This is a genomic window from Paenibacillus xylanilyticus (assembly GCF_013359935.1).
Classification (GTDB): Bacteria; Bacillota; Bacilli; order Paenibacillales; family Paenibacillaceae; genus Paenibacillus; species Paenibacillus xylanilyticus.
The window spans coordinates 82,486-101,434 of the sequence record NZ_JABMCB010000149.1 but is presented as its reverse complement, the minus strand read 5'-3'; the positions used below and the strand labels follow the sequence as shown (position 1 = coordinate 101,434).

Below are 18,949 nucleotides of genomic sequence, written 5' to 3'. Positions count from 1 at the left end.
ACCTTGAGGTCCTTGGTCGCCCTGAGGTCCTTGAGTACCTTGAGGTCCTTGGTCGCCCTGAGGTCCTTGAGTACCTTGAGGTCCTTGGTCGCCCTGAGGTCCTTGAGTACCTTGAGGTCCTTGGTCACCCTGAGGTCCTTGGGTACCTTGAGGTCCTTGAGTACCTTGAGGTCCTTGGTCGCCCTGAGGTCCTTGATCACCCTGAGGTCCTTGGTCACCTTGAGGTCCTTGGTCACCCTGAGGTCCTTGGGTACCTTGAGGTCCTTGAGTACCTTGAGGTCCTTGGTCACCCTGAGGTCCTTGAGTACCTTGAGGTCCTTGGTCGCCCTGAGGTCCTTGAGTACCTTGAGGTCCTTGGTCGCCCTGAGGTCCTTGGGTACCTTGAGGTCCTTGGTCGCCCTGAGGTCCTTGGTCGCCCTGAGGTCCTTGGTCACCTTGAGGTCCTTGGTCGCCCTGAGGTCCTTGATCACCCTGAGGTCCTTGGTCACCTTGAGGTCCTTGGTCACCCTGAGGTCCTTGGTCGCCCTGAGGTCCTTGGTCGCCCTGAGGTCCTTGGTCGCCCTGAGGCCCTTGATCGCCTTGAGGTCCTTGGTCACCTTGAGGTCCTTGGTCGCCCTGAGGCCCTTGATCGCCTTGAGGTCCTTGGTCGCCCTGAGGCCCTTGGTCGCCTTGAGGTCCTTGGGTACCTTGAGGTCCTTGGTCGCCCTGAGGCCCTTGGTCACCTTGAGGTCCTTGATCCCCTTGAACGCCCTGAGGTCCCTGAGTACCCTGAGGCCCTTGAGTACCCTGAGGTCCCTGAGTACCTTGAGGCCCTTGAGTACCCTGAGGTCCCTGAGTACCTTGAGGCCCTTGAGTACCCTGAGGTCCTTGGGTACCCTGAGGTCCCTGAGTACCTTGAGGTCCTTGAGTACCCTGAGTACCCTGAGGTCCAACACTGGAACCCAGGAGCTCGTCGGACACGAGACGGTGGGCTGGCACCAATTGTCCGCTTGCATTTTTGCCCCAAACGGAGATCTGGATGTCATTCTCTGCCGGACCGGTTACCGTAAACACATACTCGAATGCATCGAGATTGGCGAAGTAAGAGAGGTTCACATCTGTATTGGGAGCGAGTGATCTGTTTTCCAGTACATACAGTATTCTGGTGCCTGACAGAAAGTAGCCTTGGATCAATACATTGGCGGAGCTTACCTGGTTAGGGTTATCGATAAGAACGGTGACAGTCTGCGTGGGTCTCACTCCGTTAACTGGAGCATTGGCAATGGGACCGGTTGAAAGAACAGCCATACCTAAACACCTCCTTAAAAAAGTTTGTGAACATCGTTCTGAAAAGAACAAGTTCTCTATAAGATATGATTCAATGATATGTTGCGTTTGTAAGTTTGCCTCAGTTCATTTGCTGATTTTTCCTTAATTATCCAACTGTTCATCCGCGACAATGCGCTGTGCATTGACAAGATTACCCGTACCGTCCTGACCCCACATCGAAATTTCAACAAGACCTTCGGCAGGCCCGCTTGTCGTAAATACAAATTCGTATTCATTCGTATTTGCAGCATAATTTTTGGTTATAAACACTTCGGGTGCCAGCGAAATTTCCTCAAGCACATACAGCATTCGTACACCGAGCAAAGAATAGCCCTGAATCAGAACTGTTGCGGAGTTAGCTGCATCTCTGTTGGTTAAAATGATAGTAATTTGCTGAACCGGCCTTGTGCCTGCAACAAGATTATTTTCAATGGGTCCTGACGATAGAATAGCCATTGAGCATCACCTCCTTTCTATTTGATTTAACAGGGTTAACTTGGAAGATTAAGAGAGTAATACTGGAATCTTTTGTATCCTATTCCGTACCTTAAGGCGATGACAGTTTTTCTACCCATTGAGTTACAGTACAATTACGGATTGGTTCTTCAGAACTTCGAATTGACGGCGTTTTTCCGCTTCATCCCATAGGTAATGAAAACCCCAGCGATTAGCAGTGTCATCTTCACGAAGTCCCTGCTTCAGAGTGGAGTAGCGCGAACTCAGGTATTCTATGCCCAGATACTTGTAGTGCAGAAGCAGTACTTCACTCGAGTGAGGCCGGACGAGTTCTCCGAAAGGCGCAGCTTGATGTCGCCCGGGTCCGAAGTTCATCTCTTGGATAGCACTTGGATTAAGGATTTGGGGTTTGTCAAACAGAGTACTCCTTACTCCCGTTCGTACAGATCGGCATAACGTTTCACCGTCTTCAGGAAAGGAATCAGATACCATTTGATATCCTTGGGGAACAACTAGAGTAATGCCTTGCGAGGTACATTGCTGGAGGTATTGTCGGAGGTCTGGATGATAGAGATGTTCATCGATGTCGCAGACAATAATCCAGTCAGCCTTATCTCTGCTTGCTTTCCAGAAGTGGTTGAATAGATGCTGCGCGGACCGTATGAGCGAGTTGTCCTGGATATCAAAGTGTTCAAGAGTCACCTTGGGGTGGGATTTCAACATTGCGAGGGATTGATCGGTTGAACCGTTGTCGAAGACGAAATATTGATCTGCGATGTCATCATAGTGGCGAAAAAAGAACGGTAGCATCTTTTCTTCATTCCAGCATATGCAGTAGATGTGTACAATCATCGGTATTCTCCCTTCCATTCGAAAAAGATAGGATGTGCTGGAACACTATATGTCGATTAGAAGTGCATCGTTCAACATAAGGGAGTGGTTTCGAACAGAACAATGGAAGCCTATATTTTTGTCCGAATCATAGCCATTACGCAAAATGCCAGTGACTATGTTAAAATAGATCTCAAAAAAGACGAGATCTGCGGATCACGCATGACGGAGGCGTGAAACATGGAACGTAACGCTATGCTCGAATTCGACCCGTTCATCACAGAGCTGGCGGAGAAGCTGCACGTACACGGGTATTACGCTTTTTATGGCGAGCACTACAATGAGACCGATATGGAGCAGTACCGCAGACATCTGTTCACCTCATTCAGCAATATCGTATGGGTGGAGCTGGATGCACGCAAAAAGTATATGATTGTGGATCACCGTGGTCGCAACACGGTTATGAAATTAATCGACGGTATGCTAAACACCCGTAGAACGCTTCGGGCCAATCTGGCGATGGCAGGTACGGACACCTCCGAAGTCCAGCAGGAAATTACGCACATGATGCAGCTTGTGCATATGCTGAATTTCACGACGTTTAGAACATAAGTGACATACAACAAGAGAGACTTCCCCGAAGGGAAGCCTCTTTGTTTTTTCACCTAACGAATCCATACCACCTTATGGCGAGAACTTATGCAGAATGCAAAAGTTAACGAACTTCAGTCACATTATCTTAGTGTTTACTTATTCGAAATACTTCCACAGCCAGGAATAACGCGCCTCTGATTCATTAAACCACCGATCCCATGGTAATCAGCTTAATAACGCTCGATCTGTTCGTCAAACGGTCAAGTGTCAGATTTAACATTAACCTCTATCTTAGATCTATTATTTCTTACGACAAAAAGAGTGTCCCGTCATAAATCAAACGGGACACTCTTTTTATTTCACTTACCCACTATCCACTTGTATAGATAGCCTCAATCTTAAAATCAGTTCGGGAAATGCTGAAAAGTAGTGAAGGAAACGAAATCGATTCTGGAGAAGCGGAGCGGTCGCCTTTATCACCGGGATTTCTCCCTTTGGAAAAGGGAATCAAAGAAATCCGGGGATAACAGCGATCGAAAGAACGATTCGGAACCGAAACGGCCACTTCAGCACACTGCCCAGCACTTATTTTTCACATGAGCTTCCAACTTACAAGCTCTTCATAAACTGAACAATCGTCAACAACCCTTTATCAAAGTTCTCCAGGTTGAAGTGCTCATTCGGTGCGTGCAGGTTCTCATCCGGCAAACCAAAGCCCATCATGACGGCTGGTACGCCAAGCACACGGGACAGTTTCTCCACAATCGGAATGGAGCCGCCGTCTTTGGTAAACAGGGCACGAACACCATACACTTGCTCATACGCATCAGCCGCTTTTTGCAGAATCGGATCCGTAGGATCGGTATTAAACGCAAAAGCTTTCTCGATTTGTTTCACATGCAGTGTTGCACCTGGCTGAACATGGGCACGCAAGTGTGCTTCAATGCGGTCCAGCACCTGTTGTGGGTCTTGGTCGGCAACAAGGCGGCATGTGATTTTGGCATGAGCCTCTTTTGGAATGACCGTTTTGGTACCCTCACCCTGGAAGCCGCCCCATACGCCATTCAGCTCGAGCGTAGGACGGGCGCCAACACGTTCCACGAACGAGTAGCCTTCTTCGCCGTACAACTGCTCCAGTCCGAGATCCTGGCGAAGCTGTTCTTCATTGAAGCCCTGCTTCACGAACTCTTCTCTCATCTCAGCAGACAGCGGCAGAACGCCATCATAGAAACCATCCACGCTCACGCGGCCTTGCTCATCATGCAGCGAAGCAAGCAGGGAAACGAGTGCATGCAGTGCGTTTGGTACACCACCACCAAAAGAACCGGAGTGCAGGTCCGTATTGGCTGTGTTCAGATCCACTTCGAGCGAGCAAAGGCCGCGCAGACCTGTGGAGATGGCCGGTTTTCCTTTTTCGAGCAGGGAAGTGTCAGAGATCAATACCATATCTGCACGCAGCTTGTCCGTATTGTCGTTCAGATAGATCGGCAGGTTCGGACTGGAGATTTCTTCTTCACCTTCGATACAGAACTTCACGTTAATCGGAAGTTCCTTGTTTTCGGCGAGCAGTGCTTCAACCGCCTTGATATGTAAAAAGATCTGTCCTTTGTCATCCGTCGCACCGCGTGCAAACAGTTTTCCGTCACGAACCGTAGGTTCGAATGGAGGCGTATCCCACAGGTTAAGCGGATCGACAGGCTGTACGTCATAGTGCCCATAGATCAGGGCCGTTGGTTTTCCTGGGGCATGCAGGTGATCTGCATAGACGATCGGATGTCCAGCCGTTTGAATAACCTCTACATTTTCCATGCCGGCACGAGTCAGTGCATCCGCCGCCCACTGAGCTGCACGGTTGATGTCCTCTTTATGAGCCGAAATGGCCGAGATACTTGGAATGGACAACCATTCGTTCAGTTCTGCCAGATGTTTTTCTCTATGTTCCTGAAAATAAGTCTGTTCTTTCATTAAAAGGGCCTCCTTCATGTTTTGCTTTATCCTATTGTAATCCATTTTGCCATCTTAATAAAACATTGGTTAAAAAATGATCGGCTACGTACCGTTTCATTCCACCGGAAATTGAGCGTATAATACAGGAAACGGATTTCATCCATATTTTCTCATGAAAACCAATCAGCAGGGGAGTTGAGGGAGTCCCATGACAGACAGATCACATGCAAGCAGGCAGGTGAGCGATGATGGAAACGGCTAAAAGAGAAAAACCTACGGGCCGGCTTATACGTTTGCCCGGGTTCACGCCTGGACGCCAAAAGGGGCGTTTTTACCGGAACAGTCTGATCATTATTTTGCTCATTGCCAGCATTCCCGGACTGATTACAGGTATCGTGATGTATCAACTGGTCGTTGGCAGAATGGAAAATGAATTCAATCGCATGCATCAGAACCAGATCGAGAACCGGGCACGCAATGTGGACGACCAACTGGCCTATCTGGAGATGACCTTGTCGCATTGGGCTTTTGAACCGAGGTTTGGCAATGTACTGCGAACGCTGGACTTTGTATATTATTTTAATGAAACACAGGAGATCGTAACCACACTTTATGTGTTGGAAGGGTCACATCCCCTGATCAAGTCTGCGCAGCTGTATTTGCAGGAACCGAAACCAATCCTGTTTAACCGGGAATATAATGAGTTAAAAGATGATGCCAAAATACAAGCATATGACCGTTATCTATCGATGGGTAATCACGTGTATTGGACAGACTGGGTATCCAGCATAAGCAGTGAACCTACAGGTTCCACAGAGAACAGCCTGCTGCATACCGATGCAAGCAATGCGCTGGTTCTTGTACATAAGATCCCTGGCGAAAACAATAATCCTTTCGGTGCACTGATCATTACCTTGGACAATGAGAAAGTCGCCAGCTTGTTGAAAACGCTTACTCCATATGATGAAGGATTAACTTTTCTAATGGATCAGGAAAAAAATACACTGGTCACCGGTAATCCGGGCGGGAGTCAGCAGAATGCTGCTTTTGAACAGCAGCTCAAGAAAGAGGTTGCACTTCATGAGGACAGCACATCCTTTTTGTTCAAATATGAGGATCAGACTTACTCCGTATCGTACGGTTCATTGAGCCGGATTGATTCGGAGTGGACCTATGTCTCTGCTGCACCATTAACATCTGTCACATCACCAGTGAAACTGGTATCCAAAATCATCGTCATTGCAAGCGCAGGCAGCCTTTTGCTTGGACTCATGTTATCCTGGCTTGCTTCACGCCGCATCTACTCTCCGGTTGCCAGAATGCTGCATCTTCTGACACCAGGCAAACATGAAGCGCAGACCCATCCGAAGCTGGACGAATTCCAGCTGCTGGAGCAGCAGTGGAATGAGCTCACTTCCCAGAGTATCACTGCACACCGCCAATTGCAGGAGCAGCTCCCGCATTTGCGTGACAGCTTTGTACTGCAGCTGGTTCAAGGTCATTTATATGCCTACAACGAGCAAGATCTCCAGAAGCGAATGAAAAATCTGGGATTCGAAGTGGAGGGGCAGCAGTTTCTTCTGCTGCAGATGTACTTTACGGGCTACGCCCGGCTGCAGGGCCGATTTGGAAGCCAGGATACCGGTCTGGTGACATTTGCAGCGGTAAACATTATCGAGGAAGTCGCTGAAAGTTACTTCGGGCAGATTAGTGTCATGAACTTTCATGACCTCTCTTCAGCCATGCTCGTTATTGCACCGAAGGATGAACAGCTGAAGCCACAGGCATTGCTCTGGGGAGAGGAGCTGGTAGAGGTTATTGGGCGAACACTCAAAATGAATGTCACGATCATGATCAGTCGGCCGGCTGATTCCTTGCATGAATTGCCTGGCATCTTTGTAGAAATGGAACAGGCGGTTGCTTATCGCAGCATAGAGGAGGGAAGTCAGATTCTCGATCTGGAAGATGAGCAATGTTTCCGCAGAGCGGAAGAAGCTGCTTATCCACTGGGACTGGAACGCGAGTTGATTCAGGCGATCAGGCTGGGCAAGCCAGAGGAAGCTGAACGGGTGATGGACCTATTTATGAGCGAGGTTACCTGGACGGGCAGTACCGAGTTCCAGGTGCAGCAGATGATGCTTCAATTGCTGGGAAGTGTGCAGCATATGATGCTGCAGACGGGAGTAACGCCCTACAAGCTGTTTGGGGGCTGCAATATGTACGAGCGGTTGTCTGCGATCCGGGAACCTGCACAGATGAAGCAATGGATGATGGCTGAGGTGCTGCAACCTTACGTGCAGGAGATCGAAATGCGATCCCAGGAACCGCTCAAGCAGATCGTGGAACGCACAATGCTGTATATGGATGAACACTATAGAAGCGAAATTTCCCTGGAGGGCTGCGCAGATGCGGAACAGATGACACCCTATGCACTCAGCAAAGCTTTTAAACAGGTATCTGGCATGAACTTTATTGATTATTTGACCAAAGTAAGGATGGAGGCAGCCAAGCAGCTGCTGCGTGAGACAACGATGAAGATCAATGACATCGCAGCTGCCGTTGGCTATCAGCACAGCTATTTTAATCGCATTTTCAAAAAACAGGAGGGTATAACGCCAAGCCAGTATCGGGATCTGTGGTTTGGCAAATAACCGTGTTCACACCCTTTCTATTTCACCGGGATCCGCTCCATAGGATTCCGGTTTTCTGTGTGAATGACGAAAAACAAAGAAGGATAAAGCTGCAAAAATGTGCAATACCGTCTTCTGTACATATGTGCAAATCCAAGCGGAAATGGCGTCATAGCGGGATTTCTAGCCTCATACTGCATATCAGCAAAAAATGAAGGTTGCCGGAAACAGGGTGGCTGTATAGTCTGAATATCAAGTTGATTGATAACGCTTACATAAATGGGGGAGGGGAGAGATTATGAACGGGAAGACCAAATGGAATGGGAATACCGCTGCAGCAGCTCAGGCGGAAATGGCTGCCATGCCGATGAAGCGGGAGTCCAACTGGAAGAGGCAGATTAAACGAAACAAATGGCTGTATGTGCTTGTGCTTCCCGGTTTTCTGTACTTTGTTATCTTTAAATATTTGCCCATGTGGGGAATCGTCATCGCCTTTCAGGATTATCAGCCTTTTCTCGGCATTCGGAACAGTGAATGGGTGGGCATGGAGAACTTTACAACCTTCTTCTCCAATCCGGATTTCTTTCGATTGCTTCGTAATACGCTGGTCCTGGCTGTGTATGATCTGATTTTCTTTTTCCCGGCTCCGATTATTATCGCCTTATTATTGAATGAAATCAGGGTCGCATTCTTCAAAAGAACGCTTCAGACGCTGGTCTATGTGCCCCACTTTGTATCGATGGTTATTATCGCCAGTATCACTTACGTGTTCCTGACCCCTCAGGGCGGGGTACTGTACGACCTGATCGCCTGGATTACAGGCAAGCCTATTGATGTATTATCCAGTCCGGGTTCGTTCCGTCCGCTCATTATCATTCAGATGATGTGGAAAGAGATGGGCTGGGGAACGATCATTTTCCTGGCAGCCCTCGCAGGCGTGGACACGGAGCAATATGAAGCTTCCATTGTGGATGGTGCGGGACGATTGCGCCGAATGTGGCACATTACACTGCCAGCGATTCGCACAACCATTGTTATCCTGCTCATTCTCAGACTGGGGAACTTTTTGGATACGGGCTTTGAACAGATCTATCTGATGACCAACTCGCTCAACCGGGATGTGGCAGATGTATTCGATACGTATGTCTATACGGTGGGGATTACGCAAGGAGCATTCAGCTACAGCACCGCGGTAGGATTATTCAAATCGGTCGTAGGTATCATTCTGGTGCTCGGCAGCAATAAACTTGCCAAAAAATTTGGTCACCCCGGGATTTATTAAAAGCGACTTTCCAGAAATTTTACATCCATTCATAAGGAGGAGCGCCCATGAACAGCCGTCTATACAACAGCCCTGCCGGCAAAGTATTTGATATGTTCAACTACGTTATGCTGGGTATTCTGGGCATACTGACTGTCCTTCCTTTCCTGTACATTATAGGGAATTCCTTCGCGACCGAAGCCGAGATTACGGAACGCAGTTTCTTTCTCATTCCGAAAGTGTTCTCCTTCAGCGCGTATGAGTATATTTTTTCCTCGTCCACGATCTTTCGCAGCATCGGCGTTTCCGTTTTTGTGACGGTAGCGGGGACGCTGGTCAATCTGTTCTTCACGCTGACGATGGCTTATCCGCTATCCAGAAGCGATTTCTGGGGCCGCAACGTCATGATGAACATGGTGATCTTCTCCATGTTGTTTGGTGGCGGAATGATCCCGACATATCTCGTCATTCGCGGACTTGGACTGCTCGATTCGTACTGGGCCCTTATGCTTCCTGGCGCAATCAGCGCTTTTAATTTAATAGTTGTCAAAAACTTTTTTCAGCAAATGCCGCCCGGGCTGGAGGAAGCGGCCCGCATCGACGGCTGTTCGGATCTGGGGGTACTATGGCGAATTGTCCTGCCATTATCCAAACCGGTGATTGCCACGTTTGCGTTATTTTATGCCGTAGGGCACTGGAATAACTTTTTCTCGGCCCTCCTGTATATTTCCGACAGTGACAAATGGCCACTGCAGGTGATGCTGAGGCAGATCGTTCTGCTCTCGCAGGCAAGTGTTGGGGATATGGCCAATATGGACCCCAATTTTGTACAGCCACCAGAACAGTCCATTAAAATGGCAGTGATCGTTGTAGGTACCATTCCGATTTTGCTGGTGTATCCGTTTTTGCAAAAGCATTTTGCCAAAGGTGTCATGCTAGGTTCAATCAAAGGCTAAAGCCAAGGGGGAGAACGTATGGGACAAAAAGCGGGAATCCAAAAAGCTGCACTAGTACTTTCTGCAACATTGTTACTGAGCACGATTCTGGGGGCTTGTTCCACAGGCAAAACCGATTCGGGAGAAGCGGCTGCAGGTGGAACTGATCAGATTACAATTATGCTTCCGAATTTTGAAGCCGAGAATCCGCCTGAAAACAGCCCGGTGATTCAGAAGCTTGAGGAGTTGACCAAAGTGGATGTGAATCTGCAATGGGTGCCGAGCAGCTCGTATGAGGATAAATTCAATATCACCCTGGCTTCAGGCAAACTGCCGGACGTGATGGTCGTGCTTGGCAAGTCGCCAAGCTTCATTAACGCTTCACGTACAGGGGCCTTCTGGGAACTGGGACCTTATCTGAAAGACTATCCAAATTTAAGCCAGATGAATGAAATTATTACGAACAATGCTTCCATTGATGGCAAAACGTACGGTATCTATCGAGGAAGGCCGCTGGGGCGTAACGGGGTCACGATCCGGAAGGATTGGCTGGAAAATCTGGGTCTGGAAGCACCCAAAAATTTGGAAGAATTTTATAATGTGCTGAAAGCGTTCACTACAGATGATCCGGACGGCAACGGCAAGGACGATACGTACGGCTTGGTTGCGAGCAAATTTAACGGACCTTGGGACAATATGCAAATCTGGTTTGGTGCACCCAACAAATGGGGGGATGATGGCAGCGGCAATTTGATTCCGGCTCACGAAACTCCCGAGTATATGGAAGCACTGAAATTTTTCCGACAGATCTACAGCGAAGGATTGGTGAATAAGGACTTTGCCGTGATGGATGCGACCAAATTGCCTGATCCGTTTGTCAACGGGCAAGCGGGTGTCATGATCGATGTAGCGGATAACGCACAGCGGATGGACCAGAAAATATTGGAGAAAGACCCGTCGGCAACCGGGCGAGTTGATGTACTTCAAGCGATGGAAGGACCAAAGGGACTGCGTGACATGCCAACCTCAGGCTACTCCGGTATGATTGCCGTCTCCAAAAGCGGTGTGAAAACGGAAGATGACCTGAAAAAGGTACTCAGCTTCCTGGATCAATTGAACGAACCGGAACTGCAAGCACTGCTGTCCAACGGTCTCGAAGGTAAGCAATATGAGAAAAAAGGGGACTATGTCGTTCCGACCACCGACAAGCTTGCTCTGCGCGATCTGCAGGGATTAAATCAAATGCTGATGTTTCTTCCTGAAGACCGCGCCTTCCGCATTCAGCCGACACCGGTTCGGGAGAAGGTAGCCGAAATTCAGAAGGCCAACGAGGAAATCGTTGTTCCCAATCCGGGTGAGCCGCTGATTTCCGACGTTTATGCACAGAAAGGACCGCAGCTGGACAACATCATTAACGATGCACGTATCAAATTCATCGTGGGGCAGATTGATGAGAAAGGATTCCAGGATGCGGTAGCACTGTGGAAGAGCAGCGGTGGTGATGACTATGTCAAAGAAGTAAATGAACTGTACGCTGCACTGAAGTAAAACCAATTCCAGAGCCCGACAGCCGTGCTTACAGTACAACAGTTGCTGCCGGGTATTTCCATGTATATCAATTTTATAAAACATTTTGTAATTCAAGGCTCCCTAACACCCCTTTTTGAGGTATAATCATAGCCAAACAAACCTAATTAAACACAAATGAACCATATTAGTAGTCAATGAGGACTCTATTTTATAGGGGAGGAAAGCGACATGTGGAACGGGGAGGCATTTGTTAATCCCGCCGCGCAGTACCGGATTCACCCCTTCTGGTTTTGGAATGGGGATATGGAAGAAGGTCAGATCAAACGGCAAGTGAATGAGATGGCAGCACAGGGCGTAGGCGGTTTTTTCATCTGTCCGCGTCAGGGGCTGCAGATACCCTATCTGTCTGACGCATGGTTTGACAAGGTCCGGATTGCAGTGGAAGCAGCCGAGGCCTGTGGCATGCAAGTATGGCTTTATGACGAATACCCATATCCTAGCGGAATGGCAGGAGGGGAGGTCACGCTTGATTTCCCTGAAGCCAAGCAGCGCCAGCTTGTACATCAGCAGATTCATGTTCAAGACGGAGAGGTTGTGGAACATGAGCTGCCTTGGGGACGAATTTTGTTGGCCAAAGCCATTCCGAGAGACGCAGAGGGTAACCGGTTATGGAATGAGTCTATCGATTTGCGCCATAAAATCGGCAATATCCAGACGGATCAGGTATATCAGGAGACAGGTCTGACCTCGTATAACCGCAAGCGCTTTTTTACATATCGGACAGCTTTTCGCCTGGTATGGGATGCCCCGGCAGGGGAATGGGATATTATCCTGTTCCAGGAAGAGGAAATGAGTGATTTCAAATATTACGGCAATTTTGTTGACCCGTGCCACAGGGAAGCGATGAGCCGTTTTATTGAACTGACACATGACCGATATGCAGCAGCTGTTGGAACTCATTTTGACAGCGTTATCAAAGGGATGTTTTCCGATGAAATTGCGCCGCTCGGACGTATTCCCTGGTCTCCGCAGCTGCCGGCATATTTCCGCGAACGCTGCGGATATAGTCTCATTGATTCGCTGCCGGCCCTTTTATATGGCGATGTGCCGGATTCGGCCCGGATTCGGTATGACTACTATCAATCGCTGCATCTGCTTCTGAGGGAGTCGTATCATAAACAGGTTCATGACTGGTGTGAGGGAGCAGGAATTCAGTATGCCGCAGAGGTCCCTGGTGTACGGATGACTACCCAGTTGTTCAGCCATATGCCTGGCGGAGACTCTGCACACGAGAAGATCGGGCGCCCCCTGTCCTGGATTCTGGAACGGTACGGCAAACGAATGCGTGACAATCCCAAAATGGTCAGCTCACTGGCCAGACAGCTGGGACGCAGCCGCAATCTGATTGAGTGTTTTCATAGTGTCGGTTGGTCGATGACGCTGCAGGATGCCAAATGGATGATTGACCGCATGGCAGCCATGGGCACAAACTTTTATAATTTTCACGCTTTTTTCTATACGATTGGCGGGTTAACGAAGCATGATGCCCCACCGTCCCAGTTTCTCCAGAATCCGTATTGGAAGCATTTCCGCCAGCTTGGCGATTATACGGGGCGAATAAGTTATCTGATGAGCACAGGGACAGCCGATATCCGGATTGCTGTACTTGACCCGACGACCACATTCTGGAGCCTGATGGGTAATCCGCTGCATGGGTTTGAATACAGCGGTGAGGATGCAGCGGAGCGGGCAAGACTGGAGAGGCTTACGAACGACTGGATGAGAATCGGTGTGCACCTGCTCGAAAACAGACGTGACTACGACCATCTTGATCCCGAGCTGCTGGCTGAGTCCGTACTCGCCGATGGAACGATTCAAATTGGCGTTGCCAGGTACGAGGTGCTCATCCTTCCGCCGATGCTGAACCTGGAGGCTGCTGCATGGAAGCAGGTTAAACGGTTTGTTGAACAAGGAGGAACGGTCATTTCGGTTGGCATGCCTCCGCACATCTCCATTCAGGAGGGAAGTCCGGAAGGAGATGAAGCAGCACAGTTCTTCGGTGCGGGTGAGAAACCAGAGGAAGAGTACTGGGGCCATGCCGGCGAGACTAGACAAGCCAGCAGTCAGCTGATGTGGCAGCAAGGAGAGGGAGAGGCCTACTTTCTTCCGGTGGGTAGCGGTCGCGGGGATGATTCATCACTTGAACTGATTTCACTGCTGCTGGATCAGGTGCTGCCGGAGCCGATTTGCTGGATCATGGAAGAAGAGAGTGCATCCTTGCTGATGCAAACCCGTCAATTGTCGGATGGAGAATATATGGTCTTCCTATCCAACCAGGAGGACCGGCAACTGGAGGGTCAATTAAAAGTCATTGCCAAGCGGTTATGGACGGGTTCGGATCTCTCAACGGGACAACGCCTGCTGGCAGAGCGGCTTAACCTGGAGACAGGAGAGCGAGTAGTCTTGCCGCTAACCAGCAGCGGTGGAGAATGGTGCATCTCCCTCCGGTTTGCCGGGTATGAATCCCATGCTGTGCGGCTGACTTTACAGGCAGTAGAGACCGCTGGAGACCTTTCGGGTACCGTGGGCAAGGCCGGAGTAGCTGAACGATCGACATCAGCTGCTGCGGAGAAACCATCAGGTCCCATGATAATACCTACGGAAGGGCCGTGGCGGCTGGAAACCGTTCAGCCTAACACACTTCGGATAGGACAGTTCCATCTCACGGCAATGAATGACAATGGAGTCATTTTGGAAAGCAAGCATGCAGCAGCCAAACCCTTTATCGATCAGGCAGCTGAATTGTCGAAGCAGCATCACCTGCCTCTTCAGTTCAACCAGGTATTTGGTACGCCGAAAAAAGCGGTTATTGCCTATCCTATCCAATGCCGGTATACGACTGCTTTTGAGCTGAGAACAGCATTGCCCGTTTGCATGATATTTATGGACCGGGCAGCGATTGCCGGGACCTGGACCATGGAGATCAACGGCGAGCCTATTGGGCCAGATCGATTCAAGTCCATGGAGATTACGGATTACACCAACATTGGGTGTGATATCACGGAGTTTCTTCGCACGGGCTTGAATGAACTAACGATAACGGTGCAGGTCACGAAGGATGAGGAAGGGATCATTGATCCGCTGTATTTGCAGGGACGGTTTGGCGTGGAGTTTCATCATGAAGGCATGGTCTCGTTAGTACATGAACCAGGTACAGCTGTACGGATCGCACCAGAGCCTCAGCCGCTGTATCCGCATTTTGCAGGAGAAACGAGCTATAAACGCAGCTTTTGGCTGGATCAGCCTGATGCTGATACCGATGACTTTGAGCTCGAATTCAGTGAATGGCGGGTGCAGGATGTGACGGAGGTATTGGTCAACGGGCATAGCCTTGGCGTGCGATGCTGGTCTCCGTATCGCTGGAGCGGAGAAACTTCCTGGCTTCGTCCAGGGGACAATGAAATTGAAGTGCGGATCACCAATACGTTAATTGGTCTGCTGGAAGGTACCTATTTTGATTCAGATAGCCACAGTTTGCATGAGACTGGTCTTGGACCCGCTAAAGAATGAATTTGAAGGAGGAGCATATGAGTACAACCCAATCAGGACAGGAAAGAAAGACTCCCATCTGGGTCGCGGATCAGGGAGATGGAACGTATCGCAACCCCATTCTGCATGCGGATTATTCAGATCCTGACGTCATTCGTGTCGGTGATGATTTTTATATGACGGCTTCGAGCTTCTCTCATATACCGGGGCTGCCAATCCTGCATTCCAAAGATTTGGTGAACTGGAAACTTGTACGATATGCGATTGAACGTCTGGATCTCCCTGGATATGATGTGCCGCTTCATGGCAAGGGTGTATGGGCACCCAGTATCCGATACCATGATGGGAAGTACTGGATATTCTTCAGCACACCGGATGAAGGCATCTTCATGACAACGGCTGATCACCCAGAGGATGAATGGTCCCCTCTCCATCTGGTTCATGAGGTAAAGGGTTGGATCGATCCCTGTCCGTTCTGGGATGATGACGGTCAAGCCTATTTGGTTCATGCCTTTGCCCACAGCCGTTCCGGCATAAAAAGCAAAATAAAGGTATGCCGCATGGCTCCGGATGGAAGCAGGCTGCTCGATGAAGGCCAGATTGTTTTTGACGGTACAGCGCATCACCCCACGATTGAGGGTCCGAAGTTTTACAAGCGGGAAGGGTACTATTACATCTTTGCCCCAGCGGGGGGCGTAAAGCCAGGATGGCAGACTGTGTTGCGTTCGAAGCAGGTGTTTGGACCTTATGAGGACCGGATTGTGATGCATCAGGGTGCCTCCACTGTTAATGGCCCTCACCAGGGAGGATACGTGGAACTGGAATCTGGAGAGTCATGGTTTATTCATTTTCAGGATCGGGACGCTTATGGCCGAATTGTTCATTTGCAGCCGATGAGCTGGAACGAAGACGGATGGCCTGTCATTGGCATTGACCGTGAAGGAACTGGGACCGGTGAGCCTGTTAACGTGTACACGAAACCGGATGTAGGTGCAACCTACCCTGTTATGGTGCCAGATGTCTCAGATGATTTCCAAAGGGAGCGCATGGGGATTCAATGGCAATGGCAGGCGAACTCTCGTCCCGAATGGGCTGAAGTCGCTCCGGACAAGGGACTTGTTTTACATATGCATCCTTACCCGGAAGGCATACAATCCCTGTTCGGTGTTCCGCAGCTGCTTATGCAGAAATTTCCCGCTTCTGCCTTTGAAGCAACAACCAAGCTGACGTTCTTGCCGAAGGAGGAGGGTGATCGAGCGGGGCTTCTCGTGTTTGGTGATCAATATGCGTGTTTATGTCTGACTAAGACTGAATCTGGAGCTGCAAGGTTGTCCCTGAGCCGCGGAGCCAAGCAGCCAGACAACCATGTGCATGCGGATGAATGGGAAGAAACCGGGTTGGACTGGAGTGACCATGGTTCACAGGAAATCGGTTGGACCATTCATCTCCGTCTTACGCTGGAGGAACCTGCCCGCTGCCAGTTTAGCTGGAGTGAAGACGGGGCAGACTTCCAGCCGATTGGGTCACCATTTACCGCGACAACTGCACTTTGGGTGGGAGCGAAGATGGGCGTTTTTGCTGTGAACACACGATCTACGAATAGTGAAGGTCAGGGTGTTTTTCGATATTTCGATGTGAAGGAAATCAATCATCTTCTATAAATACCATTTTTCAAAGGAGAGACGGGATATGAGCAAAAAAACGTATGCAATTGTAGGGACAGGCGGACGGGCAGGATTTTTTTATACAGCACTGGCAAAGGAATACAAGGATCGTTCCGAACTGCTGGCCCTCTGTGACACCAATCAAACCCGTATGGATTATGCCAACAAGATATTAACGCAGGATTGCGGCTATCATGAACTTCCAACGTACACGGCTGATCGTTTCGAAGAAATGATTGCAGAACACAAACCGGATACTGTCATTGTCACCTCCGTCGACCGCACGCATCATCATTATATTATCAAGGCAATGGAGCTTGGCTGTAATGTCATCACAGAGAAACCCATGACGGTAGACGAGGAGAAATGCCAGGAGATTTTGGACACGGTTAAACGTACTGGGCGAGATGTGCGCGTGACCTTCAACTATCGGTATGCTCCGCATCACACGAAAGCACGTGAATTGATCATGAACGGCGTGATCGGCGATATTCACTCCGTACATTTTGAATGGCTGCTCAATACGCGCCACGGTGCGGACTATTTCCGCAGATGGCATCGGGACAAACGTAACAGCGGCGGTCTGCTCGTGCACAAATCGACCCACCACTTCGATCTGGTCAACTTCTGGATTGGTTCACAGCCGGAAAGTGTATTTGCTTACGGTGACTTGCTGTTCTATGGCAGAGAGAATGCAGAGCGCCGCGGAGAGAAACACAACTATGCACGCGCTACGGGAAACCCGCAGGCGGAGAACGATCATTTTGCACTGCATCTGGATCAGAACGAGCAATTGAAGGCCATGTATCTGGATGCAGAGCACGAGGATGGTTACCAGCGGGATCAGAACGTGTTTGGTGACGGAATCAGCATCGAAGATACACTCGGTGTATTGGTACGTTACAAAAATAAGGCTGTCCTCACCTATTCGCTCAACGCGTACATGCCGTGGGAAGGGTACCGCATCGCCTTTAACGGCAGCAAGGGCCGGATTGAGATGAATATTGTGGAGCAATCCTACGTGAACGCAGGAGGAGACCGGGCCAAAGAAGGGGCACTCAAAGGCCGCAGCATTACCGTGTACCCCATGTTCGACGCACCTTACGAGGTCCGGGTGGAAGAAGGAGAAGGCGGTCATGGCGGAGGTGATCCGGTGCTGCTGAATGACATCTTCGGTGATCCGGTGCCTGACCAGTTCAACCGTGCTGCGAACCATGTGGATGGAGCCCGCTCCATTCTGACAGGCATTGCCGCCAACCGGGCGATCAAAACCGGACTGCCTGTCCGAATCGAAGATTTGGTGAAGTTTTAGTTTTATATAAATAGGCGAACTTTTCATATACCCAATAAAGAAGTGACAGGAAAACGGTGGAAGAAAAGTGTGAGGAGGAGGTACAAAATGGGGAATCGCATTCAGTTTGATCGATATCCTGGCGGCGTGATGAAGGCACTGACGCTCAGTTATGACGACGGTGTGATCCATGACCGCAGGCTGGTTGAAATTTTTAATCGTTACGGACTGCGAGGTACATTTAATCTAAACTCTGGTACACTCGGAAAACCTGGGCGAATTGAGCGGGAGGAAGTGGCTGAACTGTACGCCGGGCATGAGGTGGCTGTGCATACGGTTACTCATCCTACATTGTCTTATGTACCAGATGAGCTGTTGAACGAAGAAATTATGGAAGATCGCCGAGCACTGGAGCAGCTTGTCGGTTATCCGGTGAGGGGAATGGCTTATCCCAATGGAGGGTACGATCGTTCACTTAGTACCAAACTGGAGTGGCTAGGCCTTGACTACGCCCGAACAGTTGAATCCCACGGCAGATATACGCTGCCTGAGCGTCCGCTCGAATGGCATCCGACCTGTCATCATAAGAACGATCTGGCGGCGCATGCCGAGCGTTTTATCCAGCATTCCAAAACAGGTACACCGCTCCTGCTCTATGTTTGGGGACACAGTTATGAGTTCAATGATAACGACAACTGGGACATCATGGAACGATTTGGTGAACAGATTGGCGGCAGGGATGACATATGGTACGCGACGAATATCGAAGTTATTGCCTATTGGAAAGCGGTCAAACGACTGGAATGTTCAGCAGACCGATCCATCATCCATAATCCGTCGGCCAGATCCGTCTGGTTCACGGCAGATCAGCAGGTGGTTGAAGTGAGAGCCGGAGAGACATTGCGATTAACCGAACCAATCAAGGTATAGGAAGGGAGCTGACGATCATTCGT

General features: G+C 49.6%; 13 protein-coding genes. 9 read left to right on the top strand and 4 right to left on the bottom strand.

What is annotated here, in order from left to right; all coding sequences use genetic code 11:
- The 3 genes from HP552_RS04645 to HP552_RS04635 all read right to left on the bottom strand — a co-directional run.
- On the bottom strand, positions 1 to 995 hold a 995-nt coding region (locus HP552_RS04645; protein WP_217506309.1), incomplete at its 3' end, for a hypothetical protein.
- 415 nt (positions 996 to 1,410) lie between these two features.
- Complete coding sequence (locus HP552_RS04640) at positions 1,411 to 1,764, bottom strand: hypothetical protein (protein ID WP_175394445.1); 354 nt, start codon at positions 1,762 to 1,764, stop codon at positions 1,411 to 1,413.
- Positions 1,765 to 1,887: 123 nt separating this feature from the next.
- Positions 1,888 to 2,616 (bottom strand): glycosyltransferase family 2 protein, encoded by a 729-nt coding sequence (locus HP552_RS04635; protein ID WP_175394444.1) that lies wholly within the window; start codon positions 2,614 to 2,616, stop codon positions 1,888 to 1,890.
- A gap of 219 nt (positions 2,617 to 2,835) precedes the next feature.
- Here HP552_RS04635 and HP552_RS04630 point away from each other — a divergent pair, with 219 nt between their 5' ends.
- Positions 2,836 to 3,207 (top strand): hypothetical protein, encoded by a 372-nt coding sequence (locus HP552_RS04630; RefSeq protein WP_175394443.1) that lies wholly within the window; start codon positions 2,836 to 2,838, stop codon positions 3,205 to 3,207.
- A 591-nt stretch (positions 3,208 to 3,798) separates the two neighbouring features.
- On the opposite strand, the gene HP552_RS04625 is transcribed toward HP552_RS04630, so the two are convergent.
- On the bottom strand, positions 3,799 to 5,154 hold the full coding sequence (locus HP552_RS04625; protein ID WP_175394442.1) for a dipeptidase: 1,356 nt from the start codon (positions 5,152 to 5,154) through the stop codon (positions 3,799 to 3,801).
- Positions 5,155 to 5,381: 227 nt separating this feature from the next.
- On the opposite strand from HP552_RS04625, the gene HP552_RS04620 reads away from it, so the two are divergent.
- The 8 genes from HP552_RS04620 to HP552_RS04585 all read left to right on the top strand — a co-directional run bounded on the left by HP552_RS04620 (position 5,382) and on the right by HP552_RS04585 (position 18,926).
- Positions 5,382 to 7,787: an AraC family transcriptional regulator gene (locus tag HP552_RS04620; RefSeq protein ID WP_175394441.1), complete on the top strand. Its 2,406-nt coding sequence runs from the start codon at positions 5,382 to 5,384 to the stop codon at positions 7,785 to 7,787.
- A 331-nt stretch (positions 7,788 to 8,118) separates the two neighbouring features.
- The gene (locus HP552_RS04615; protein ID WP_175394452.1) at positions 8,119 to 9,048 is read left to right on the top strand and encodes an ABC transporter permease; all 930 of its coding nucleotides are present in this window, start codon (positions 8,119 to 8,121) and stop codon (positions 9,046 to 9,048) included.
- Between the two features lie 47 nt (positions 9,049 to 9,095).
- Positions 9,096 to 9,983 carry a carbohydrate ABC transporter permease gene (locus HP552_RS04610; RefSeq protein WP_175394440.1) on the top strand — a complete coding sequence of 296 codons (888 nt, stop codon included), beginning with the start codon at positions 9,096 to 9,098 and terminating at the stop codon, positions 9,981 to 9,983.
- A gap of 18 nt (positions 9,984 to 10,001) precedes the next feature.
- Positions 10,002 to 11,510 carry an extracellular solute-binding protein gene (locus tag HP552_RS04605; protein WP_175394439.1) on the top strand — a complete coding sequence of 503 codons (1,509 nt, stop codon included), beginning with the start codon at positions 10,002 to 10,004 and terminating at the stop codon, positions 11,508 to 11,510.
- Between the two features lie 210 nt (positions 11,511 to 11,720).
- A complete protein-coding gene (locus HP552_RS04600) occupies positions 11,721 to 15,062 on the top strand; it encodes a glycosyl hydrolase (protein ID WP_175394438.1) in 3,342 nt (1,113 codons plus the stop codon).
- Between the two features lie 17 nt (positions 15,063 to 15,079).
- The gene (locus tag HP552_RS04595; protein ID WP_175394437.1) at positions 15,080 to 16,702 is read left to right on the top strand and encodes a glycoside hydrolase family 43 protein; all 1,623 of its coding nucleotides are present in this window, start codon (positions 15,080 to 15,082) and stop codon (positions 16,700 to 16,702) included.
- Between the two features lie 28 nt (positions 16,703 to 16,730).
- Positions 16,731 to 18,017, top strand: coding sequence for a Gfo/Idh/MocA family protein (locus tag HP552_RS04590; RefSeq protein ID WP_175394436.1), 1,287 nt, complete (start codon positions 16,731 to 16,733; stop codon positions 18,015 to 18,017).
- An 87-nt stretch (positions 18,018 to 18,104) separates the two neighbouring features.
- Positions 18,105 to 18,926 (top strand): polysaccharide deacetylase family protein, encoded by an 822-nt coding sequence (locus HP552_RS04585; protein WP_175394435.1) that lies wholly within the window; start codon positions 18,105 to 18,107, stop codon positions 18,924 to 18,926.
- Positions 18,927 to 18,949: the final 23 nt, after the last annotated feature.